Genomic DNA, 22,953 nt, shown 5'->3' with positions numbered 1-22,953 from the left:
CTTCGCCGCCAGATGTAGCGCTTCATCCCAGGCGGATAATCGATCACTTGCTACCAAGGCTTGTAAGGTCAGCTTCACAATGCTGAGGTGCACGCCATGATCCATCCCAGCGAGTTCGGTGCCTTGCGCGCCTTTGCAGCCGTCGCCGAGCAACAGAGTTTCAGCCGGGCGGCCGAGCAGTTGGGGGTATCGTCCTCGGCGCTGAGCCAGTTGATCCGCGGCCTGGAGGAGCGGCTAGGCATCCGCCTGCTCCATCGCACCACCCGCAGCGTGTCGTTGACCGAGGCTGGCGCCGCGCTGCTCGGTGATATCGCACCCGCGATCGACAGCCTGACGGGCGCCCTGGAGCAGGCGCGTACTGCCGCGAAGCTGCCAGCCGGTACAGTCCGCCTGCACTGCTTCCATGCTGCCGCAGACAGGTTCGTGGTGCCGATCCTGCCAAGGCTGGCGCGCGCGTTCCCCGACATCACGCTCGATCTGACAATTGATGACACGGTCGTCGACATCGTCGGCAGCGGCTATGATGCCGCAATCCGTATCGGCGAAGTGATCGAACGCGACATGGTCGCACTTCGGCTAGGCGAGGATATTCGCCAGCTGGCTGTCGCCGCGCCCGCATACTTGGCCGAGCACGGCGTTCCGCAAACGCCAAAGGACCTGCTCCAGCATCGTTGCATCCGCTGGCGCTGGCCGGGGCAGCCCGGCCCCTATGCATGGGAGTTTTTTGAGAAGGGCCACTGGTTCTCGGTGGCGGTCGAAGGGCCGTTGATCACCAGCAGCCGCGCCGTGATGGTGGACGCCGCGCTTGCTGGCATCGGGATCGCCTTCCTTAAGGAGGAGTCTGTCGTCAACGCTTTTGCGCAAGGTGCCCTCGTTCCGCTGCTGGCGGAGTGGTCGGTTCCCTTTCCCGGCTATTATTTGTGTTACCCCCAGCAACGGCAGATGGCACCGGCCCTGCGCGCGGTAATCGATATGATCAGATCGGGTGAGGATGCGGCTTTCTAGCTAGCCGCATCGCAGTGTGCGTCGAAATCGCGCGCCAGTTCGGCCAGGCTGACGGAATCGAGGCGCGCCACCAGCAGCGCCTCGGCGTCACGGAGCACACCCTCCAGCGCAGTATTAACGGCTTTCTCGACAGCGCAGTCGGCATTGGCGTTCTCATGGCCGATAGCGAACAGGCGGGGTCCGCCAACCGCGCGGTATACGTCCAGCAACGAAACGTTCTGCAAGGGCTGCGCGATCACCCAGCCGCCGCCATGGCCCTTTTCCGACCGCACATACCCTGCATCCCGAAGACCAGCCATCGTGCGCCGTACCACGACCGGGTTGGTACCCAGCATGCGGGCGAGCGCCTCGGAGGTCATTGGTCCCTCATGCCGCGCCATGTGGAGCAGCACATGGAGCATTCGCGAAAGGCGGCTGTCGTTACGCACGATTTGATCCTTCACGGCGCCACCGAGATTGGCAAGGGCTCAGTATCACGATACTTATCATGTTACATGATTCGCGGAGCGTCGATTATGCCTGCCTATGAAAACCCAGATCATTGGGACACAGCCGCCCAGCACTATGAGAAAACGGCGCATCCATTCACGTCCCTTTATGCCGAGGCGGCACTCGCAAAGGTCGCTTTGACATCAGAAAGCCACGTGCTGGACGTGGCGGCCGGGACTGGCGCGCTGACGTTGGCAGCGGCGCGTACCGGCGCACGCGTGCTAGCGACCGACTTCTCCCCCGGCATGGTGGCGCGCATCGCTGCTGCGAACCTGCCCAATGTCGAAGCATGCGTCATGGATGGACAGGCCCTGACTCTGGAAGACGGCCGTTTTGATGCGGTCTTCTCGATCTTCGGAGTCATCATGTTTCCTGACTGGCGCAAGGGTCTATCGGAAATGGCACGAGTAACGCGGCCGGGTGGCCACGGCGTGGTCACGACTTGGCAGGATGGCGGGGCGGCAACCTTTCTCCTGCTCGGCCAGATCCGTCGCAAGCTGTTTCCCGGGCGCGACGGCATGACCATGCCGAATGCGGTCAAGGCGTTGAGCGACCCGAGCGATTTTGCCCGCGAATTCATCGCCGCGGGATATCAGGATCCCCAGATCCAACATGTCACCCACGACTATGCGCTCGATATCAGCGCACTTGCCGAGCCTGATACCTTGTTCGGTATGTCCCCCGACTGGATCAGCTTGAGTGATACCGGGAGGGCCGCCGTCGTTGCTGAGGTGCGAGACATGGCTGGTGATCGAATGATCCTGCCCATCCCTTCAACCGCTCTCATCGGTGTAGCCAGGCGCTGACCATCACTATGCTACGAGATAGCGATCGCAATCGAAGAACAGCAGATCCGCTTGGATGGAGCACAAAACTCTACCCATCAGTGCGGTTATAAAAATTCCCAAATTTGAAAGGGGTACCCAAGGGGGGCATAGGGAGCGCCGCGGTCCGAAAGTCTTTCCAACAAAAGACTTGGAACCGCCTGTTGGCATCAACCAAACTGAGGTCGTTTTTGTGTTCAGGATACTGCTTCGCTCCATGGCTCTTCCCGCTTGCGTGCTCGCGCTTTCTGCGTGCGGAAGCAAGGAAGAGGGAAATTCAAGCGCGGTGACAGCGGCTGCCGACCAGAACGAAATGCAGAAATACAATGCCTATGTCGAAGCGGCCAATACGGCGCGCACGCCCTTTGCCGACATAGTGGCCACCTATCAGCGCTCCATCAAACCGGTTTTCGACAGCGGCAAGGACCTGACAAAACTTTTCTTTCCGTCCGATCCGGGCATAGACCGGATCAAGGCGCAGTTGGACAAGGCTTTAGCCATGAAGCCCGCCATGCCGGAACTCGACGGGGCGGCGCGAACCTATAGCCAAGCGCTTGCCAAGGTTGCGCCGCTCTATCGTGATATGGCGAACTATATTGAGGCCAAGACCTATGTGAGCGACAATGGCGCCCATGGCCGCGAACTCCAGCCGGCGCTGCTTACCGCCTTGGACAATGTTGCATCGGCCCAGGCTACCTATGCAAAAGCCATCGACGCCGCAGACCGCGCGCGCATCAAGGCCGCATTCGAGGCGACGAAGAAGGATACCCTGGACTATTATCGCAAGGGCACCGTCTATTATCTCAAGGAGAGCATGGATCATGCCTCCGGGGTGCTCGATGGCAAGGGATTGGGCGACCAGAAGGCGGCATTCAAAGCGTCCCTGGACCAGTTCAACACCATGGCCATCCAGTTCGACAACAAGGTCCGCGAGAGGGACAAGACGGCATGCGCGAGCTTTATGCTGCACGCCAATGCCTATCTTGCAGCCGGGCGCGATATCATCCAGCGCACCAAGGACGGCACCTATGCCAAGGATCGCAGGAATGGTGCCTCGTTCCAGATGATGAAGCCGAAGGCGGTAGAGGACGCCGAAACGCTGCTCCAGACCTACAACAGCGTCATCAACGACCTCAATGTCAGCCAGTGCTGACATCTGAGAGGGTTTTGTGAATTAACTGGCATCCCATTCCTCGATTTCGTAGGAATGGGATGCTGAGGCGAACGGCACCAGAAACCGCCGGACTTTTGTACAAATGACCCACATCCGGTCATTCGCAGCGATCGAGGCTCATCTCGGAACCGGACGCTCGTTCAGGTACTCCGTAGGCTGCACAATTGGGTAGGGATAAACGTGTCATATCCACTCAAGTGCTCGACTAACGATAGAGGCAGCTGATCGAGTGCATTGAAAGGACTATCTCACGGTCGGACGTCGCGATCTGCGATTTTGCGCAGGCCTGCGTTGCCGGACGCTTTTACGGACAAGCACCTGCGCCGATTTTACGTGGTCGACTAATATCAAACTACCTCGCTAGGATAGCCCATCCGCAGCCGCTCGCCCTGCCGGCAGCGGCCGTGGCTGCGCGTCATATTGGTCGCGGTCCAAGTCTCGTCGATGAACACCAACCGCTCAGGGTCAAGGTCGAGCTGGCCATCGAACCAGTCCTCGCGCGCAATCAGGACGTCTGTGCGATCGTGCTCGACCGCATGCCCGGTCTTTTTTTTGGAGCGTGATGCCGTGTCGGGCAAAAAGCGGTGCAGCGTCGAGATTGCCACTGTCACACCCGCCTGGCCCAACTCTCGGCGCAGCTCCTCCAGCGTGATGTCGCGCCCTGCTGCGTGCAGCGCCAGCACCGTATCTTAATGCGCCTCGATCCGCTGCGGCCGCGTATCACCGCCCTGCGCGTTCGCCGCGTAGCTACCCGTGCTGCGCCGCTGGTCGTGCCAGCGGATCACCGTCGCGGCGGCAACCCCGAATAGCCGTACCGCAGCCCGGCAATTCACTCCCTCATCGACCGCAGCCAGTGCTCGCGACCGAAGGTACATCGACAATGGCTTGCCCATCCATGCCGGCCTCCATCCAGCCAGCATCGTGAATCAGAACCAGGCACCAATGGGAATCCCTCATCGACTCAGATCGGGCAGAAACCGCTCTAATTTGTAGCAGTATACTTGGGCTGCACCCGCTGAATCAGCGTCGCGAGCGAAGCTTGCGATCGCTGTATTACTGCTCGGACGGCATGCGGGGTCGTGGAGCTTCTATGACGAACTTGTCCCATACGGCCCCTTGCATTCCAACGAAAGGATCGCACCATCAAACTTTGGAATAAAAAACCTAGCAAAGCCGCCTCAAGCGGGGCTTCACTCCAGGCCCGGCAGCCGACGAAGTGATGGGGCCGATCGTAGCTCACTTGGCCCTCCCGTGCCGCCATGGGCTGAACGTTCCTGCGGTCACCCGGCCCGATCAGCCCCGCGATGTGAACCGGACACACCAATGCAGCGTCTTGTTCCGCAACGCTGCGGCAAACGGCGAAAGCTATGCCTCCAGTTCGTTCCGCCAACCCGATCCCATCGCCAGCCTCCTTAAAAGCTGGCCCCATGTGTTAACGATTCCCCCCTTGCAAATCCCAAAAGTCATATTTTGCAAGAGTATCTTTCAGCCGCAGCCAAAATGAACGCCATCGATCCATTTCGGAGATAAACGCATTTTCATAATGCTGTCAGTGTACCGAGTTGCAAGCCAGCATTAATGTCATACCGACTTTATCTCCTGGATTCGGTAATTCGTGATGCAGGACTTGTTCAGAACAGAAGCCATTGATGGCCAAAGACATCGCCTGGAAGGCGATGTAACGCTTACACGCTCGATTCCTCTGTCTGTCGTTACTGGTCTGCTGACCACTATCACGGTGTCAATCGCTCTGTGGGCGAGCTTGGGTCACTATTCGCGGTCCGAAACAGTAGCCGGCTCGCTGGCGCCGGAAGGGGTATTATCCAAGGTCTATGCTGAAAGACCAGGGCGCGTGGTGTGGCTGAGCGTGCGGGATGGCGATTTGGTTCGGCAAGGACAACCACTTGCGACGATCAACACAGAACAGGATTTGGAGGGCGGCATATCGCCTGATGCGGAGCGCTTAGCGTCGGTTGCTGAGCAGTCTCGACTCACGCGGCGCGAACTAGGCTATGAAGATGACCGAGCAGAAAAAGAGCGCCAGCGCCTCACTCGACTTAAGAGTGATCTCAACGCAGAGCGCACTCAACTAGCATCCCAGATCGCTTTGCAAAAAGAGGCTGTGTTATCCACTCGCCACTCCTTCGATGCGATGACCGCCATTGTGGCCAGGGGATTTGAAACTCGTACCGACTACGAGCAGCGTCGGCAGATTTGGCTAGCGGCGGAATCCCAACTTCGGTCTCTTATACAGCAGATTTCGCAGCTCGACGAACGTCGCAGCGAGGCAGAAGCGGATTTGGCCAAGTTGCCTTCCGAGCATGCCAGCAAAGTTGCGGATCTTCATAGCAGTATTGATCAGCTCGATCAGCACAGGATCGATATCCAGGGAGCACATGCTTTCACGATCACGGCGCCAATAACGGGTCGAGTGACCGCCCTGCAGGCTATGGCGGGCCGCAGCGTTGACTCGCGCCTGCCCTTGCTGGCGATCGTACCACAGGGCGCGCATATGCAGGCCACTCTCTACGCCCCGTCGCGTGCGATCGGCATGGCAAGGGTCGGTCAGTCCGTCCGGATAATGTACGATGCATTTCCCTACCAGCGTTTCGGCACATTCACAGGCCACATCGTGCGTATATCCCACTCTGTGCTGGCGCCAGGGGAAGTTGACACACCGATCAAGCTGGATGACCCCGTTTTCGAAATCCGCGTCGCCTTGGACCAGCAGCGAGTCGAGGCATTCGGTGAAGTATTGCCGCTAGAGCCCGGCATGACACTGAGCGCGGACATTATTCTGGATCGGCGCACTTTCCTCGATTGGATCTTGGAGCCCATTCGCGCCGTGGAGGCGCGGTCATGAGCGACATCGCTCTTGCACTCTCGCGGCGCGAACGAACACCGATGGTGCATCAGGACGAGGCGTCGGAATGCGGCCTTGCCTGCCTCGCAATGATTGCCGGTCATCATGGGCACGATGTCGACTTGTTGTCGCTGCGCGCGCGGTTTGGTGTCAGCATTAAAGGCATGACGCTAACGGCGCTCTTGCGGATCGCCGAACAGCTTCAGCTCGATGTTCGACCATTGCGATGTGACCCGACCGAGTTCGACGACATAGCACTGCCGGCAATCCTACACTGGGGCTTCAACCACTTCGTAGTCTTGACCCGAGTCATGGGCCGGGGGCAGCGGCGCCGGTACGCCGTCAACGATCCAGCATGCGGTGAGCGCATCATAAGTGCGATAGAACTATCCGCACATTTCACCGGCGTGGTGGTCGAGGCGACACCTTCATTAGCGTTTAAACCAAAACGCGAACGATCGAAATTGTCCCTTTGGCAACTCTGGAGCCGTGCGCCAGGGCTGGGTAGCGCGCTGGGCCGTGTTCTGCTGTTGTCATTCTTGATAGAATTGTTCTCCCTCGCTAGCCCCTTCTATCTTCAGATCGGACTCGACAGTGTCGTTCCATCTCATGACCTAGATTTTCTAACGGCCTTGGCGCTGGGCTTCGGCACGCTGGCCATCCTGTCTCAGATCACGGCTTTCGTGCGTAGCTGGGCCATTATCAGCCTGTCCAATGAGTTGGGTTACAGGCTCGTATCCAACCTGTTCCGCCATCTGGTGCGCTTGCCGATCGGATGGTTCCATAAGCGATCAGTCGGAGACGTTCTCACGCGCTTCAACTCCTCGCAACCGATCACGGCGCTGCTCGGTGACGGACTGATCCAAGCCATCGTCGACGGCGTGATGACGATCGTCACGCTGGCTCTGATGCTGACCTATTCACCGCTCCTGACGGGCGTCACATTATTCGGACTGTCGCTCTACATCGCAATTCGCTGGTCTTATTTTGGCGTGTTGCGGATGCGGAACGTGAGCGTCATTCAAGCGCAGGCCCGAGAACAAGCGGTACTGATAGAAACGATTCGGGGCATAACTCCGATCCGGCTGTTCGGTCGAGAGCAGGACCGTTTGCGAGTTTGGCAGGCGCGGCGGGCGGCTGTTGTCAACGCAAGTGTCGGGATCGCCCGATTGCAGGCTATATTCTCAATGGCCAACTCGACCGTAATTGCCATAGAGAACATCCTGTTTGTTTATATTGCAATCCGATTAAATCTATCCGGATCGTTCACCATTGGTATGATTACCGCGTTTGGGGCATACAAGCAGCAGTTCTTGTCGGCGAGTCTTAACGTCGTTGGTAAAATCGCGGACTATCGCATGCTCGACGTTCAGTTGGGCCGGATCGGGGATATTGCCCTCACGGCGCCGGAACCAACTGCGTCTCTCGGGAACCCGGTGGGTCCGATCAAAAGCATTGAATTGCAAAATGTTTACTTTTCCTATGGCTCGGGCGAGCCCGATATCTTGGCCGGCATCAACCTCGTGATCGCGCCAGGTGAGGCATTGGCGATCGTCGGCGCGTCGGGAAGTGGAAAGACGACGTTGTTGAAGCTGTTACTTGGCTTGCTGCAGCCGACGGCCGGGAAAATCCTAGTCAACGGGAAAGCGCTCACCCTTTCAGGCTTGGCATCATATCGCGAGCATGTCGGATCGATCATGCAGGACGATACCCTGTTTGCGGGATCGATCGCGGAGAACATTGCCTTCTTCGATCCACAAATTGATCAGGAGCGCGTCGAAGAGGCCGCGCGACTGGCCATTATTCATGAGGACATCATGGCAATGCCGATGGCTTACGAGTCGTTAGTTGGCGACATGGGATCAGCCTTGTCTGGTGGCCAAAAGCAGCGAATCTTGATAGCCCGCGCCCTCTATCGCAAACCTCAAGTCATAGTGATGGACGAGGCCACCGCCCATCTTGATGTTGGGAATGAGGAGCAAGTTAATAGGTCTCTCCTCGCCCTTGGAATTACATGCATTGTCGTTGCGCACCGACCCTCAACTCTGGCTTTTGCTGAGAGAAGGGTAGAATTGCAAAACGGTAGAGTATTGAAAAAAGATGGCGCACCTGCCCCTGTCGTTGTGGCGGTGAGCTGATCAGCAGCATTAGCTTTAACTGTGTAGAGAGGAGGGATGTACCAAGGATGTTATCAAAGAGCTGTGGTTCACAACAAATCAATGAAATAGGAGATTTGTCATGCGCGTTTTGACGAAGGATGAATGTGATTACGTCTCTGGTTCGAGCGCCCTTGGAACGGCCGGAGGTGCCATTGGCGGGCTGATCGGTAGCACCTACGGCAATGCCAGCGGCGGCGAAATTGGCGCGGCAGTCGGTGCCGTTCTCTGTTCGCCGGGCGATGCTGAAAGCCTCGGCGTATCATCTGCCGTATGCGCTGCCATTGGCTATGGGATCGGCAGCAAATATGGCAGCGCCGCCGGATTGACCGCAGGATCGGTGATTGGCGAAAAAGTCGGCGATGCTTTGAACGATTTCCTTGAACATCCCGGCGAGTCCATCTCTGACGCGATCAGTCACGCAGTCCTCGGCAACACCGCCTATGATCCCGATGCGTCGACAAGTTCCGGCTATCAGCACGCTGTACAACAGGATGTTTCCGACGCCCAATCGGGGAATGCAGCCGACCTCCCCCCGGACTCGGTGCCACCGAGCGATAGTGGCGACAGCGGTGGCGACACGGGCGGCGGTGACGACACGGGTAGTGGCGACGATACGGGTAGTGGCGACGATACGGGTAGTGGCGACGATACGGGTGGTGGCGACGCTGGTGGGGATGATACCGGTGGTGGCGACGCCGGTGGCGGTGGCGGTGGCGGCTGGGATGGCGGCGGCAACCACGAACAAGAAGACTGAAGCCGCAGATTTGCCCCCGCAGAGCATTCTGCGGGGGCCTTCGTCATTATGCAGCCGAGTGCCTGATCGCATGCATTGACAAAAGTATTGCAATGGGTTGAACGTCATGAAAAGCCAATCAAATGGTGGCCGCTTTGAAATTGCACTGGACTGCGTTATTGCGCTGATTGCGTTTTCCGCTGCGGCGTATTCCCTGAGCTATACCCATTCATATGGATCTGCGATCGCAGCTATTGCCGCGAGTGCAATCGCTGTAGTATTCAACAAGCACAATCTCTCTGAAAATATTGGAGAAGATTTTCGGAATGCTCACCTTATTATAATACCTGTTATCATCCTGTGCGTTATATGGATTGGCGCCCTCAACACCTATATTCACCATTATGATTGGCCAGTCATATCTGGAATTATGGTTGCAGCAATCTATATGCGTGATGCTATAAAGATTTACAAATTACGCTATTCCAGTTGACGGCATTGTGATTGTCACGAATGCTACGGCAACTTGTTAATAGGTTTTTTATTCCAAGGCTTGATGGTGCGATCCTTCCGTTGGAATGCAAGGAGGCCGTATGGGACAATTTCGTCATAGGAACTCCACGACCCCGCATGCCGTCCGAGCAGCAATACAGCGATCGCAAGCTTCGCTCGCGACGCTTATTCAGCGGGTGCGGCCCAAGTATTCTGTGACGGGACCCCGGTCTTTCATCCGGCGGCGACCAGAGACCGACCGTGCTTTTCGCGCATAAGCGCAAGTGAAGCAACGGGCGGGGTTAACCCCGCCCGTTGCTGTTCGAGCCCGGCAGCGAAGGCTGCCGGAGTGGCGTAGCCGAGCGACGAGTGCGGTCGCTCCGTGTTGTAGTCGTCGACCCAGCGCGCCAGGATCGAGCGGGCTTGGCCGATGATGAAGAACAGCGTCTCGTTGAGCAGTTCGTCGCGCACCCTCGCGGACGAGTGCCGGGCTGCCGCAGCGCTGCTCATGCCAGCCTGCCGTCGCGGAGCGGCGATCTCGCAAGCACCCTTCCGGCTGGTCGGAGCGCACGCCATCGAGCTCTACCTCAACGCCGCTGCGCTGGAAGGAGGGCGGCCTCGCGTGAATGGTTGTGACCCAATAACGGACGTCCAAGCGCCTTCAGCCCCGACTCCAAACAAGACGTTCGTTCAGGTGAGCTGCAGGGTCACTTATCGCTGCATAATCAGCAAACACTTTGTTCGGAATATGAACCGCCCCGGGTTTGTCGGAGGCTCCAACTCCTGAGAAGGTGGAGCCTGCATGAGCAAGACGACGAACAAGTTTGCGCCTGAGGTCCGCGAGCGAGCGGTACGGATGGTGCTGGACCACGAGCGCGATCACCCATCGCGATGGGCAGCGACAGTTTCTATTGCCGAGAAGATCGGCTGCGTTCCGCAGACGCTGCATGAGTGGGTAAAGAAGGCGGAGGTGAACAGCGGCAAGCGCGCTGGCGTTCCGACCGATGTCGCTGACAAGATGAAGGCGCTGGAACGCGAAGTCCGCGAGCTGCGACAGGCCAACGAGATCCTCCGCAAGGCATCCGCATATTTTGCCCAGGCGGAGCTCGACCGCCCGTTCCGGCGATGATCGCCTTCATCGATGATCACCGTAAAGCCTATGGGGTCGAGCCGATCTGCCGCGTCTTGCCGATCGCCCCATCGACGTATTTCGAGCGTGTCGCGCAGCGGCAGGATCCAATGCGCCTGTCGGCGCGGGCGCAGCGGGATCAGGTTCTCAAGCCCGAGGTGGCGCGTGTGTTCGCCGAGAACTTCGCGGTCTATGGCGTCCGCAAGGTCTGGCGGCAGATGATGCGCGAGGGCTTCCCGGTCGCCTGCTGCACCATCGAGCGGCTGATGCGCGATATGGGTCTACAGGGCGTGATCCGGGGCAAGCCGGTTCGCACGACGATGAGCGACAAAGCAGCGCCGTGCCCGCTGGATCACGTCAACCGCAGGTTCTACGCGCCAGCGCCGAACATGCTGTGGGTGTCGGATTTCACCTACGTCGCTACCTGGGCGGGGTTCGTCTATGTCGCCTTCGTCATCGACACTTACGCGAGACGCATCGTCGGCTGGCGAGCGAGCAGGACAGCGCATGCCAGCTTCGTCCTCGATGCTTTGGAACAAGCGCTTCATGACCGCCGGCCGGCCCATCGAAGCGGTCTCGTCCATCATAGCGACCGCGGGTCGCAGTACGTCTCCATCAAATACACCGAGCGCCTCGCCGAAACCGGGATAGAGCCATCAGTTGGCAGCGTCGGCGACAGCTACGACAACGCTTTGGCCGAGACGATCAACGGCCTCTACAAGGCGGAGGTCATCCACAGGCGAGGACCTTGGCGCAGCTTCGAAGCCGTCGAATATGCCACGCTCGAATGGGTCGACTGGTTCAACCATCGTCGCCTGCTGGAACCCATCGGCAACATCCCGCCTGCCGAAGCCGAAGAGCAATATCATGCTGCCGCGGACATCATCGATATGGCAGCGTAACTCACAACCCATGGCCTCCGGTAAACCCGGGGCGGTTCACTCCCCCCAAGCGGCCAGCAATAATGGCTGGCTGGCATAGGCATAACGGTTGCCCGCCAGTACGAGTGGAGACCCCGGTACGAGGCGCCCGGCAATCGCGCTCAGGAGTCGGCGCTTGGCCTCTCGTCCGGGCTGATGATGAAGAACCCCAATCAGGGTAGCGGCGCTGAATCGCAGGTCGGAAGGAAGGTCATCGACGTATCCGAGGTGGAAATCGGTGCACGCTTCCAGTCCGTGCCGGGATATTTCCGACACCGCGATGTCCAGCATCGGTCGTGACGGATCGACGGCAGTAAACCGCCATTGCGACGATAGCATGCTCGCCGCGACGACCTCCTGAGCTCCACCGCCTGCGCCCACCACAAGGATGTTCGCCGCTTGGTTGCTGTCGAGCGTTGCCGCCAGCATGCAGGCACTCAGCTCGTGACATGCGTCATAACCCGCCAGTGCGATCCGGCTTTGCGCCTGGTACTCACCGGCCCGTGCCGGATCGAACTTCTGGGCGGGTGCGTTTGCTGGCGACACGTCAATCGGCCTTCGTTGCTATATCAATCTGTTCGTATTGCACCGCCCCACTTCTCGCAACGGAACGACCAACGAGACGGCCTGCGCCGTCTCGTTTGGGATGGTTTTTCAAAAATGCAGCGGCAATGGAATATGGGGGCGCCGCCTGTCGGCTGGCGCAGCATTCTGATGTTGCAAAGGAGCTTTTGCGAATGCGCGTTGAGCCGGTCCACCCCTCTGATCCGATGGCGCTACAGCTACTCGATCAACTTTCGGACACGCTGGCTGGAATCACAGGAGATAGCGGGAGATCGTCATTCGACCCCTACGATGTAGAGGGAGCCGGGGCCTCGTTTGTACTGGCGTATGACGCACAGGGTAACGCTCTGGGGTGCGGGGCATATCGACCGCTTCAGAAGGGCGTGGCGGAGTTGAAGCGGATGTTCGCCATTCCGGCAAGTAAAGGGGTGGGATCAGCTGTTCTAAACGATCTTGAAAGGAGAGCAGAAGCCGATGGCTATCGCGAGTTGTGGCTGGAAACACGATTGGCAAACAGCCGCGCCATTCAGTTCTACGAGAGGAACGGCTACCGGCGCATTCCCAACTTTGGCAAATATGTTGGACGGCCTGAGGCAGTCTGCTTTGCGAAGACCTTGGGACGGGAAAGCGTTATGACGGCATAAAGCGCCAACTGGACACATCCCATGGTGATGCAATGCCGATCGTCATTCTCGGCTGGGAACCCGTGACGGGAATCCCGCAGCGCCGATCGGGCTGATGGCCGCCCGCGGGGCCCGCTTTCCCGAAATCTATTCGAATGCATTTTCCCGAAACTATAGGGCGAAGGCGGAGTAACGGGAAAGCCGCTCCCCTCCAAGCAGTGCGTTTCGGGAACGCAATCGACGCGGTGAGCGGCCAAGATCGTCCATGTCGCGATCACTCGCTCAACCGCTGTGAAGACCCAGAAGCGGTCACTCATCACCCGGATATAGGTCACCAAAACTGAACGTTCGTTTATCTCCCAAACAGCGTGTCATCCACGGCCACGCATCGCGAGCGATTCAGCTTCCCAAGCGATAGCTCTGGGTCAGGAGGCAGTGCTAGCCATCCCACGGGCTCTGAGCCACCACTCCGCAACGATAAGATTGGGCACCCAGCACCCCCACGAAGCCACGCGGTAGGCCATCACAAAGTCTGCACCTGCTAAGCTTGCGAGTGGCAGGTACATTCTAAGCGTCACCGCAGATAGCGCCAGGGCCGCACTGCGTGTCATCCACATATGGTGATCGGTGAAGCTCCTCCTTGTCGCTGCGATGAAGCCCAGCGCCGTTGTCGTCATCCAGCCAAGGGCAAGAGCGGTGAAGCCTGCTGCGCTGATTGCCCCGCCCAGCGTCGATGGTGCGATCCAAATGGCGGCAGGCCCGGCCACGAACACCAGTCCGACATAGGCCCGACCTATCCGGCGATGGGCCCGCCAGTGCCGCGCCCGGAAACCTGGATGCAGTTGGAACGGCACCGCGATCAGAGTCAGTGCAGCCGGCACCGCATGCAGCGTCAGCGCAACGGGGTTGATGGTGACATTCGGCAGCGGCCAGCGCCCGGCTTGCCAGGGAGGCCGTAGCGGAGTGAAATCAATCCGACGCCAATCGGCAAAATGGCGGCCAGGATCGCAAGGTTGGGCCGTCCGCGCTTACCGGAAGGATTATTGAAAGCGAGCAAGGGCATCGCCCGATCCCTTCGAAAAAGGGACCTGTTTGGTAGGCGGGTATGGAGCGACGTTTTGGGTCATAATGGTACATCCCATGCGGTACGCGCCCAGCGCGCTGGTGTGGCACAAGTAAGCGCGTGATCCCAGACGAACCAGCTTGCAAAGTCCGCCAAATCGTCGCCATCGTCCAAGCATGACGATGGATCCCTTGTCGGACGTTCTGAGGCTGCTGAGGCCTGCAAGCTTCGGATTTCGTGGTCTCAACGCAGGCGGAAGCTGGCAATTGCAGTTTCCGGCCAGTGCGGGGATCAAGGCCTATGCGATCGAGTCCGGCACCTGCTGGATGCTGCTCGACGCGGGCGGCGCCCCGGTAAGGCTTGGTCCGGGTGACGTTATGCTCCTGCCTGGCCGCTCAGCATTCAGGCTATATACGTCCACTACGGCAGAGCCCATCGATGCCTTCCAGTTCTTCCCCAGCTTTCCCGTGGGAACGACGGGCACCATCAATGGAGGTGGTGATTGTTTTGGCATCGGTGGTTTCTTCGATTTTGAGGGCCGACAAACCGCGTTGCTACTCGACGTGCTGCCAGCGGCCGTCCACATCCGATCGGAGGCAAGCCGTGCTGCGCTCGGAGTTCTGATCGGACGGCTCATGCAGGAATTGCGAGAACCCCAACTCGGCAGCTCGTTGATTGCTGGGCATCTCGCCCAGACATTGTTGATCGAGGCACTTCGCCTGCACTTGGCTGACCAAGCGGCACAAGCGCGGGGCTGGCTGGCAGCGCTGGGTGACTTGCGCATACGCGCTGCACTCTCCGCGATGCATGCCGATCCGGCGAAACCCTGGAGGCTCGCAGACCTCGCCAAAACTGCCGGCATGTCGCGGTCGAGCTTCGCGGCACACTTCAGGGAAACGCTCGGCGAGACCCCGCTGGAATATCTCACCAGATGGCGCATGATGCTAGCCGCCGACCGGCTGGCGCAGGGGCAAACGACGCTTGCGGTGGTGGCACCAATGGTGGGTTACGAGTCGGAGAGCGCCTTTGGCGCGGCCTTCAAACGCGTTCTGGGCCAATCGCCACGTCAGTTCGTCAAAGCCATCACTGCCGAGGCATGATTGGATTCGACGAGCCAGGGCACCTTCACCTGACAGCGTCGCAAGGCCAGCTGGCGGCTTCGCCTCACGAAAAGACCCAATTCCGGCCGTTCGCACGTGCCATCTCGCTTCCCGAAAGCTGCCGCTCGTTCATATAAACGGATCGGCTGCTTGAGCGAGCCCGATCGGCCCCTCGGAACGGCGAAGATGGGTGGTTAGCGGACAGCGCGCCGGTACGGTAAGGGCGATTCATGGCTGACCACACAATGCTTCAGTTCGACTATGATGAGGTCCATGGGCAGATTGCGACCGCTCTGGTCGGTCGACGCGACGGAGCGGCAGGCTGGCAAGACGTCGCGGTGGTGATCCGCGACCGCGCCGTCATGCTGCGGGTCGACGTGGATACCGATGAGATCGCTGTGAAGCTTGAGGCAGCGCCAGATGTCGATGACGGTTGGCAAGCCATCCCCGAGTTGTCCAACTACGTTGGAACGGAACTGGGGTGGTGCTGGGTAGGTCGAAATTACCGGGGTTATCTCGACATGTTCACCCTATCGTTTTTCGGCCTTACGCCGCAGGTTTGCTTCATAGTTGAGGCCGCAACCATCAGCGTAAAGCGCATTCAGCCCGCCGCGTGAACGTCCGCTTGTGGGCGAAAGCGGACGGGGGGCTCACGACGAGCATCTTGCAAAAGCAGCCGTTCGCGTAGAGCGTCACGGCATGCGCTCCCCCATACTCTTCTGCTTGTATGTCGTGCTGGCTGCCTGCTCGTCAGGTTCAAGCGAGCGAGCAGCCTCGGCCCGCGATGCCTCAGAAGCCAGGGAGCCTGCCGCGATCAAATCGGCTCGGCGGGCTTGTAAGCACTTGCGCGAACCTCCCAGAGAACACGAGAAGTTCGACGTGGGCATTTCGGGCTACGAAGCGTGCCTAGGCGAAAGGGCAAATCTAACCCACCCGGCTAATCCGCAGCTTTGCCATCTCGCCAAGAGCACAATGTCGGCTGCTGGAATCTGCATCTTAGGGGAGTGATGTCCGCAATAGGCGTAACCAGAACGTCTGCTCATGGGTCATGGCGGCCGCCCTGCCTGCCTGCCGCCATGACCCATACCTGGACGTTCACAAGACCCTAGACATTTCCCGAAACCGGACGCTCGTTCATCGGTGCCTTAGCGGTCAAATTTGCCCCCGAGGCGCTTGATAGACCCAATCCAAAAAATGTCGCTCCATGACATCTGTCACTACGCGGCAGGTGAGGCGTGGCGCAAACTGAGCCAACTTCGACGAGGTTGACCCATGCTTCCAAACGCCTTCACATTCATTGGTACCCACTCATCGTTCGTAATCATACCGTACGCGAGCGCGGCAGCATGATTCACGACCTTCACGATGTCGCAAGCCTCACGAGCGTCTCGAAGCGGCTTGGTGGCCGCTCGATCCTCGCGGACTTCAGTATAGGCGTCCGCGCGGGCGAGGTCACGGCACTGCTCGGTCCCAACGGCGCTGGCAAAACCACGTGTGTGTCGCTGCTCACGGGCCGCATCGCGCCGGAGGCTGGCGAGGCGATGCTATTCGGACTCGATCCGGGCCGCCCCGCCGCGCGCCGGCGGCTGGGCGTCATGCTGCAAAGTGCAGGGCTGCCTGACGTCCTGACAATCGCCGAGGCGGTGACGCTTCAGTCCGGCTACTACCCGGACCCGCGGCCACTGTCAGAGACGCTGGCGCTCGCCGGCCTGACGGGGCTTGCAGACCGACGCTGCGGTGCCTTGTCTGGGGGCCAGGCGCGGCGTGTTCATTATGCGCTGGCGATCTGCGGCCGGCCTGACCTGTTGGTACTCGACGAACCAACGGCTGCGATGGACCGCGCGTCCGCCCGGATGTTGTGGGAAACGGTCCGTGCGCTAGTTGACGACGGCGCTGCAGTGCTGCTGACCAGCCACGACCTTGCCGAGGCTGACACGCTGGCGGATCGGATTGTTGTGATGGATGCCGGACGCATCGTCGCCGATGCCGCGCCTGCGGCCCTCCGCGCGCGTGCCGGCGGATCCGTTATCCGCTGCCGCAGCCATTTGCAGGCCCTGGAGGCCATGCAGCTTCCAGCCGTTCGGGAGGCCGTCATGGAAGGCGCCGAACTTCGTATTGTCACCGCCAATGCCACCGCTACCGTCCGCGCGCTTCTTGACGTCGATAAGACCCTGGCCGACCTGCGCGTCGTCGATGCGACACTGGAAGATGCGATCGCGACCCTGTTGAACCCGCATGACGAGAGGATCGCCGCATGACCGCCGTTACTGCCTCCGCCCTTGGTGGGATCTGGCTGCGCGAAGCCATTGCCGAGTTGAAGCGGACGGCTCGGCTACCGCAATTCCTTCTGCCGACCGTACTGACGCCAGCCGCGTTCTACGGGCTCTTTACGCTCGCCGTAGCCAAGTCACCCTCGCCTGAGTATGCCGCCGCGACGCTTGCTGGATACGGCGTGTTTGCGGCGACCGGGCCGGCGCTCTTCGGTTTCGGAGCCGGCGTAGCGATGGAGCGTGAGCAGGGTTTGATCGAGCTCAAACGCGTCTCGCCGATGCCAGCGGGTGCCTATGTGGCGGCCAAGCTGATTGCGGCGATCGTCACCACGGCGATGGCGCTCGTCCTGATCGATGCGCTGGCGGTTATCGCAGGCGTCCGCCTATCTGCCGCAACCTGGGCGTCGCTCACGCTGCTTCACCTCGGCTCTGCCATCCCCTTTGCCCTGATCGGCTTTGGTATGGGCATGCGGATGAGCGGCAAGGGCGCGGTTGCGATCGCCAACGCGCTTTTCCTCGGCGGATCGGTGCTGGGCGGATTGTGGATTCCCAGCACAATGCTTCCCGGCTGGATGCGGACGCTGGGAGATGCAGCACCCTCCTTTCACCTCGGGCAGCTTGCGCGTGGGATCGTCGGCGTCGAGACGATCGGATCACCGCTTGCCCATATCGCAGCCGTCTTCATAATGACCGTAGTTGGGGCCGCCTGGGCATGGACCGGCTGGCAGCGAAGCCCCGCTTGACGGTGACCGCTCTCACCCTCGACAGAGGGATCATGCAAACCAAGCACGAACGATGGTGGGCGGGTCCGTGGCCCTGGCTGGTCTACCTCATCTTCGTACCGCTGCCATGGCTTTGGAAGTGGCCGGACACCACAACGCTGGTGCTGACCGGGTTCGCTGTCGCATTGTTCCTGCCGCTATACTTCGTCGCGCATCGCATGGACGGGCCGCGCCGAGCCATCGTCTGCCTTGCTATCACCGCTATCGGGATCGCCCTCGCCTCGTTTCCTGTCGGGTGGACAACCTTCGCGATCTACGCCGCAGCCGAGATGGGGCGCGTCCGCCCGCCCAGGGCTGCGGTCGTCGGGATCGCGCTAATCGCCGTCGTCGTCGCAATCACCGGATCCATGCAGAACCAGCCGCTGCTCTGGTGGCTGCCCGGTCTGCTGCTCGTCGTGATCACGGGCGGCGCCACGATCTCGCGCGAGGCCTTTTATGTGCGAACGCAAGCGCTGCTGGCGACACAGGAAGAAGTCCGCCGTCTCGCGGGCACTGCCGAACGAGAGCGCATCACGCGCGATCTGCATGACGTCATTGGCCGTACCCTGACGCTGGTCGCGTTGAAGGCGGATCTGGCCGGGCGCATGCTCGACCGGGATACAGAAGCAGCACGTCACGAAGTAGCCGCGATTGCCACCGCCGCCCGAGCCGGTCTTGCCGACGTACGTGCGGCGTTGGCTGGCCACGCCGGGGGTGGCTTGGCGCAGGAGACGGCCGCTTCTCGCGCGGCGCTGCGCACCGCCGGTGTCGACCTTGTCCTCAGCGGCAACCCAGCAGACGTACCAGAAGAAGCCGGTGGCGTTCTGGCTATGACCCTGCGCGAGGCCGTGACCAACGTCATCCGCCATGCCGACGCCCGTCAGTGCAGGATTGGCATTGCCACCGGCCCCGACGATGTGCGGCTGATCGTGGAAGACGACGGCGTCGGCTTGCCCTTTCGCGAAGGCAACGGCCTCACGGGGATGCGCCAGCGACTGGTCGCCGCTGGGGACCGTCTCACGCTGACGCTTATGTATCCGGGCACGCGCTTGGAGGCCAGCGTACCGGCATGATTTCAACCTGCCCCAACCCCATCAAAATCGTCATCGCCGAGCTGCTGGCGATGGAACCTAACTTCGCCATCGTCGGACGTGCCGCCGATGGCGATGCAGCTCTGGACATCGTCCGCGCCCATCGACCCGATATCCTACTGTCCGACATCGAAATGCCGGGGCACACAGGCCTAGAGCTTGCCCAGATGATCGCAGCCGAAACACCAAGTACCGCAGTCGTAATCGTGACGACGTTCGCACGCCCCGGCTATCTCGCCCGCGCCCAAAGCGCCGGCGTCCGCGGCTATCTGTTGAAAGACGCACCGGTCGACGATCTCACCGCAGCCATTCGCACCGTCGCTGCCGGCGGACATGCGATCCCTGCCGAACTCGCCGCAGCCGCTTGGGAAATCGGCCGCGACCCACTGACGGATCGTGAACGCGACACACTTCGATTGGCCGAACAGGGATTGTCGAACAAAGATATCGCTCGTCGCCTCAACCTTTCTCCAGGCACCGTCAGAAACTACCTATCGGATGCAGCGTCCAAGCTGGGTGCTGCTAACCGCATAGAAGCTGGGCGAACGGCGCGCGCGAATGGGTGGCTTTAGGTTTAAACGACCCGATCCCGGCCATTCACGCGCACCTTCCCGCTGCCCAGAACCTGCCGGTCGTTCATGTAAGCGGACAGAGCGCTTAGGCGAGCTCAGCTGGCCACTCGGAATGGCTTAGATTGGGGACTTTCCTGCCAATCAGCTTTCAGGATTGGAACGGTCGAAAGCCGCCGGTGCGTGGTGTCACAACCGTTCGGTTGTGACACCTTGCCCGCGAGCACGCTTTGACGAGCGCATTACATCGCTGCCGTTAGCTGCTAAGGGCGTCGCCATGCGTCGGCTGCTTGCCTTGGTCTTGTGCCTCCTGCTCGCCTCAACCTTGGGGCTGGGTTCGGTTGCCCATGCCAATGAGCCAGTGACGTGCGTCGAGACTTCGGCGGCATTGAGTATCGACCATGCGGACGGCGACGGCGACCAGGTGCCCGCCGATTCCGAGAAGGGCTATCCGCATCATCATGGCGGGTGCCACGGGCACCACGTCGGTGTGCCGATCACGTCCGACCCGATGCGGCACAGCGCCGATCTACGCGTACAGCGCGTTTGGTGGGATCACGATCGAACCGCGGGTGCGACTGCGGACCCCGCGCTACGTCCTCCCCAAGCCTGACCGACCTCTAACGCCCGCGCGCCTCGTCGCGACGGGTTCCAGGTTTCGTCAGGAGTCCATCATCCATGCACCGTTTCATCGCGGCATTTCTTGCCGTAACGTCATGCGCGTCGATCGCGCAGGCGCAATCCGTCGCGCCCGCCGCGACCAGCCCGCCCTTGACCTTGGACCGCGCGCTCGCGCTCGCTGGCGCGGTCGCGCCAGCGACTGACGCGGCATCGGCCGGCGTCCGCGCCGCCGAGGCGGGCCGCACCGTCGCCGGCTATCGGCCCAACCCCACGATCGTCGCCGAGACCGAGAACATCGCCGGCAGCGGCCAGTATCGGGGTTTGCGTAGCGCCGAGACCACGGCCGGACTGGCGCTCCCGATCGAGCTGGGCGGCAAGCGTTCGGCGCGGATTGCCGTCGCCGATGCCAATAGCAGCAGGGCGCAGATCGCCGCCGCCATCGTGGCGGCCGATCTACGGCTTGCCGTCACCCAATCCTATGTGGAGGCGGTCGCGGCCGAGCGCCGGTTAACAACCGCGCGCGAGCAGGCCGCTATCGCCGCGGAGGCGCTAAGGGCGGCGAGCGTTCGCGTTCGCGCAGGCCGTGCTTCCCCCATCGAGCAGCAGCGCGCCGATGTGCTTCGCATCAACGCCGAGGCAGCGGTGGAGCGAGCCGAGCGGCTGACGATCGTCGCGCGCGATAATCTGGCGCGGCGCATTGGCGAGCCGATCACCGGCTCGCTCGACGTTGCATGGTTCGACCAGGTGGAAGGCCATGGCCCGCCGCTTACCCGGGAGCCGACCGGCACGCTCGCGCTTGCCGCGGCGCGGGCAGATGTGACCACGGCCGCGGCGCAAGTCCGGCTTGCACAGAGCCAGCGTGTTCCCGACGTAACGGTGAGCGCCAGCGCGCGCCGATTGGAGGCGACCAACGATGTCGCTGCGGTGTTCGGCGTGTCGATCCCGTTCCCCGTATTCAATCGGGGCAGCGCGGCCGTCATCCAGGCCAGCGCGCAGCGCGACCAGGCCGAGGCGCTACGCCGCGTCGCGGAGCTGGACGCGGCGCAGGCGTTCGCGTCCGCGGAGGCCGAGGTGGCGAATGCCGCGACAACCGCGCGCGCGGCGAGCGGCCCGGCGCTGGCGGCGGCACAGGAGGCGGCGCGCATCGCGCGCATTGGCTACCGCGAGGGCAAGTTCGGGCAGCTCGACCTTCTCGACGCCGAGCGCACCCTTTCCCAGACCCGCACGACCGCGATCGACGCGCTTGCCGCCTATCGCGACGCCCAGGCCCGCAGGGATCGTCTTGCGACGCCCGCGCCCGACTATTCCAAGGAACCGGCCCGATGATGACCACAGTCAAGCGGACGACGTTGCCCGTCACCCTTGCCCTGTTGCTTGCTGCGTGCGGCAGCGGCCAGGAGGCTGGCAACGCGGTTGCCGGCAATACGACCGAGGAAGCCGGCCACGGTGAAGCCGAGGGCGAGCCCAAAGGCGAGGCGACCGAAGGCGCGATCGTTCTGACCCCCCGGCAGATCGCCGCGGCGGTTATCCAGGTCGTGCGACCGAGCGTGACCGGCGGCGGCGGGGTTCTCACCCTTCCCGCGACCATCGAGGGCGATCCGCAGGGCACCCAGGTCGTATCGGCCGCGATCGGCGGGCGGGTCGTGTCGCTCACCCGCAACCTTGGGCAGTCGATCGGTCGTGGTCAGACACTTGCGATCATCGAGAGCCGCGAAGCGGCATCGTTGAAGGCGGAGGTGGAGGCGGCGCGCGCGCGATCGGCGCTGGCGCAGTCCCAGCTTCGCCGCGAGCAACGGCTGTTTGCCGAGCGCGTCTCCCCCGAGCAGGATTTGATCGCGGCGCGCACCGCCGCGACCGAGGCGAACATCGCGCTCAGGCTGGCGCAGCAGCAGGTGGCGGCAGCGGGCGGGGGTGGCGGTGCGCTTAATCGCATCGGCATCGCATCGCCGATCGGCGGGCAGGTGATCGCGCGTAGCGTGACCCTTGGGCAGACCGTGGCGGCTGACGCCGAGCTGTTCCGGGTGGCCAACCTGTCCCAGGTGGCGGTGACGGTCTCCCTGTCTCCCACCGATGCCGGCCTGGTCCGGCCGGGATCGACCGTCGCGATCAGCGCCGGGGGCCGTCGCTCGACCGCGCGTGTCAGCTTCGTGTCGCCGATCCTGGACGAGACCACGCGCCAGGTGCCGGTGATCGCGATGGTCGATAATCGTGGCGGGCAATGGCGCGTGGGCGAGCCGGTGATGGCCGCGATCCAGCTCCCCGGCGCGGGCAGCGGCACCGTCACCGTGCCGGCCGCGGCCGTCCAATCAATCGAGAATCGATCGGTGGTGTTCGTGCGGACGCCTACCGGCTTCGCCGCCACCCCCGTCGTCATCGGGCAGGCGAGCGGATCGAACATCGTCGTCACGTCCGGGCTTACCGGCCGTGAGGAAATCGCCGCCACCGGCAGCTTCACGCTCAAGGCCGAACTCGGAAAAGGCGAAGCGGAGCATGAGGACTAAGC

General features: G+C 61.3%; 21 protein-coding genes, 3 pseudogenes and 1 other annotated feature. Of the genes and pseudogenes, 18 read left to right on the top strand and 6 right to left on the bottom strand.

The window, feature by feature from the left end; translation table 11 throughout:
• The first annotated feature begins 96 nt into the window (after nt 1-96).
• Entirely contained in the window at nt 97-1,005 is a 909-nt protein-coding gene (locus ACQR50_RS07670) for a LysR family transcriptional regulator (protein ID WP_294305053.1), read from the top strand.
• Here the strand turns inward: ACQR50_RS07670 and ACQR50_RS07665 are convergent.
• The gene (locus tag ACQR50_RS07665) at nt 1,002-1,433 is read right to left on the bottom strand and encodes an Rrf2 family transcriptional regulator (protein ID WP_428970466.1); all 432 of its coding nucleotides are present in this window, start codon (nt 1,431-1,433) and stop codon (nt 1,002-1,004) included. The genes ACQR50_RS07670 and ACQR50_RS07665 overlap by 4 nt on opposite strands.
• An 87-nt stretch (nt 1,434-1,520) precedes the next feature.
• On the opposite strand from ACQR50_RS07665, the gene ACQR50_RS07660 reads away from it, so the two are divergent.
• Together ACQR50_RS07660 and ACQR50_RS07655 are read left to right on the top strand one after the other, a co-directional pair.
• A complete protein-coding gene (locus ACQR50_RS07660; protein ID WP_428970465.1) occupies nt 1,521-2,300 on the top strand; it encodes a class I SAM-dependent methyltransferase in 780 nt (259 codons plus the stop codon).
• A 235-nt stretch (nt 2,301-2,535) separates the two neighbouring features.
• Nucleotides 2,536-3,471: a YiiG family protein gene (locus tag ACQR50_RS07655; protein ID WP_428970464.1), complete on the top strand. Its 936-nt coding sequence runs from the start codon at nt 2,536-2,538 to the stop codon at nt 3,469-3,471.
• A gap of 383 nt (nt 3,472-3,854) precedes the next feature.
• Here the strand turns inward: ACQR50_RS07655 and ACQR50_RS07650 are convergent.
• Nucleotides 3,855-4,385: pseudogene (locus ACQR50_RS07650) on the bottom strand (IS630 family transposase); the annotation flags it as partial.
• Between the two features lie 272 nt (nt 4,386-4,657).
• Nucleotides 4,658-4,836: pseudogene (locus tag ACQR50_RS07645) on the bottom strand (transposase); the annotation flags it as partial.
• Nucleotides 4,837-5,110: 274 nt separating this feature from the next.
• On the opposite strand from ACQR50_RS07645, the gene ACQR50_RS07640 reads away from it, so the two are divergent.
• The 4 genes from ACQR50_RS07640 to ACQR50_RS07625 all read left to right on the top strand — a co-directional run bounded on the left by ACQR50_RS07640 (nt 5,111) and on the right by ACQR50_RS07625 (nt 9,740).
• Nucleotides 5,111-6,355: an HlyD family secretion protein gene (locus ACQR50_RS07640; protein WP_428970463.1), complete on the top strand. Its 1,245-nt coding sequence runs from the start codon at nt 5,111-5,113 to the stop codon at nt 6,353-6,355.
• Complete coding sequence (locus tag ACQR50_RS07635) at nt 6,352-8,493, top strand: peptidase domain-containing ABC transporter (protein ID WP_428970462.1); 2,142 nt, start codon at nt 6,352-6,354, stop codon at nt 8,491-8,493. Before ACQR50_RS07640 ends, ACQR50_RS07635 begins: the two co-directional genes overlap by 4 nt.
• 100 nt (nt 8,494-8,593) lie before the next feature.
• Nucleotides 8,594-9,268: a hypothetical protein gene (locus tag ACQR50_RS07630; RefSeq protein WP_428970461.1), complete on the top strand. Its 675-nt coding sequence runs from the start codon at nt 8,594-8,596 to the stop codon at nt 9,266-9,268.
• A 106-nt stretch (nt 9,269-9,374) separates the two neighbouring features.
• Nucleotides 9,375-9,740: a hypothetical protein gene (locus ACQR50_RS07625; RefSeq protein ID WP_428970460.1), complete on the top strand. Its 366-nt coding sequence runs from the start codon at nt 9,375-9,377 to the stop codon at nt 9,738-9,740.
• 233 nt (nt 9,741-9,973) lie between these two features.
• On the opposite strand, the pseudogene ACQR50_RS07620 reads toward ACQR50_RS07625, so the two are convergent.
• Nucleotides 9,974-10,219, bottom strand: a pseudogene (locus tag ACQR50_RS07620) (integrase core domain-containing protein); the annotation flags it as partial.
• A 322-nt stretch (nt 10,220-10,541) separates the two neighbouring features.
• Between ACQR50_RS07620 and ACQR50_RS07615 the strand changes: the two are divergent.
• Nucleotides 10,542-11,770 (top strand): IS3 family transposase gene (locus ACQR50_RS07615; RefSeq protein ID WP_428970459.1). Its coding sequence is split into 2 segments (ribosomal slippage): nt 10,542-10,830 and nt 10,830-11,770, totalling 1,230 coding nucleotides; the frame shifts between segments, so codons are not numbered across the junction.
• Nucleotides 10,823-10,939: a sequence feature (AL1L pseudoknot), on the top strand. It overlaps the preceding gene by 117 nt.
• A gap of 36 nt (nt 11,771-11,806) precedes the next feature.
• Here the strand turns inward: ACQR50_RS07615 and ACQR50_RS07610 are convergent.
• Nucleotides 11,807-12,334 (bottom strand): class I SAM-dependent methyltransferase, encoded by a 528-nt coding sequence (locus ACQR50_RS07610; RefSeq protein WP_428970458.1) that lies wholly within the window; start codon nt 12,332-12,334, stop codon nt 11,807-11,809.
• A gap of 191 nt (nt 12,335-12,525) precedes the next feature.
• Between ACQR50_RS07610 and ACQR50_RS07605 the strand changes: the two genes are divergently transcribed.
• Nucleotides 12,526-12,996, top strand: coding sequence for a GNAT family N-acetyltransferase (locus ACQR50_RS07605; RefSeq protein ID WP_428970457.1), 471 nt, complete (start codon nt 12,526-12,528; stop codon nt 12,994-12,996).
• A gap of 404 nt (nt 12,997-13,400) precedes the next feature.
• Here the strand turns inward: ACQR50_RS07605 and ACQR50_RS07600 are convergent, their stop codons facing one another.
• Nucleotides 13,401-13,829: a DUF2306 domain-containing protein gene (locus ACQR50_RS07600; RefSeq protein WP_428970661.1), complete on the bottom strand. Its 429-nt coding sequence runs from the start codon at nt 13,827-13,829 to the stop codon at nt 13,401-13,403.
• A gap of 385 nt (nt 13,830-14,214) precedes the next feature.
• Here ACQR50_RS07600 and ACQR50_RS07595 point away from each other — a divergent pair, with 385 nt between their 5' ends.
• The 9 genes from ACQR50_RS07595 to ACQR50_RS07555 all read left to right on the top strand — a co-directional run bounded on the left by ACQR50_RS07595 (nt 14,215) and on the right by ACQR50_RS07555 (nt 22,951).
• A complete protein-coding gene (locus ACQR50_RS07595; protein WP_428970456.1) occupies nt 14,215-15,138 on the top strand; it encodes an AraC family transcriptional regulator in 924 nt (307 codons plus the stop codon).
• A gap of 230 nt (nt 15,139-15,368) precedes the next feature.
• Nucleotides 15,369-15,755 (top strand): DUF6334 family protein, encoded by a 387-nt coding sequence (locus tag ACQR50_RS07590; protein ID WP_428970455.1) that lies wholly within the window; start codon nt 15,369-15,371, stop codon nt 15,753-15,755.
• Nucleotides 15,756-16,484: 729 nt separating this feature from the next.
• The gene (locus tag ACQR50_RS07585) at nt 16,485-17,396 is read left to right on the top strand and encodes an ABC transporter ATP-binding protein (protein WP_428970454.1); all 912 of its coding nucleotides are present in this window, start codon (nt 16,485-16,487) and stop codon (nt 17,394-17,396) included.
• Nucleotides 17,393-18,151 (top strand): ABC transporter permease, encoded by a 759-nt coding sequence (locus ACQR50_RS07580; RefSeq protein WP_428970453.1) that lies wholly within the window; start codon nt 17,393-17,395, stop codon nt 18,149-18,151. Before ACQR50_RS07585 ends, ACQR50_RS07580 begins: the two co-directional genes overlap by 4 nt.
• Nucleotides 18,121-19,242: a sensor histidine kinase gene (locus ACQR50_RS07575; protein WP_428970452.1), complete on the top strand. Its 1,122-nt coding sequence runs from the start codon at nt 18,121-18,123 to the stop codon at nt 19,240-19,242. The genes ACQR50_RS07580 and ACQR50_RS07575 overlap by 31 nt, the downstream gene beginning before the upstream one ends.
• Nucleotides 19,239-19,832, top strand: coding sequence for a response regulator (locus tag ACQR50_RS07570; protein ID WP_428970451.1), 594 nt, complete (start codon nt 19,239-19,241; stop codon nt 19,830-19,832). The genes ACQR50_RS07575 and ACQR50_RS07570 overlap by 4 nt, the downstream gene beginning before the upstream one ends.
• Before the next feature lie 274 nt (nt 19,833-20,106).
• A complete protein-coding gene (locus ACQR50_RS07565; RefSeq protein WP_428970450.1) occupies nt 20,107-20,442 on the top strand; it encodes a hypothetical protein in 336 nt (111 codons plus the stop codon).
• 65 nt (nt 20,443-20,507) lie between these two features.
• Nucleotides 20,508-21,776, top strand: coding sequence for a TolC family protein (locus ACQR50_RS07560; protein ID WP_428970449.1), 1,269 nt, complete (start codon nt 20,508-20,510; stop codon nt 21,774-21,776).
• Nucleotides 21,776-22,951 carry an efflux RND transporter periplasmic adaptor subunit gene (locus tag ACQR50_RS07555; RefSeq protein WP_428970660.1) on the top strand — a complete coding sequence of 392 codons (1,176 nt, stop codon included), beginning with the start codon at nt 21,776-21,778 and terminating at the stop codon, nt 22,949-22,951. Before ACQR50_RS07560 ends, ACQR50_RS07555 begins: the two co-directional genes overlap by 1 nt.
• The last annotated feature ends 2 nt before the right edge of the window (nt 22,952-22,953 follow it).

It is taken from the genome of Sphingomonas sp. Xoc002 (genome assembly GCF_050408055.1).
In the GTDB taxonomy this organism is placed as follows: Bacteria; Pseudomonadota; Alphaproteobacteria; order Sphingomonadales; family Sphingomonadaceae; genus Sphingomonas; species Sphingomonas yabuuchiae.
Note: the sequence above shows the minus strand (reverse complement) of the source record. Positions and strands in the feature narration are given on the sequence as shown.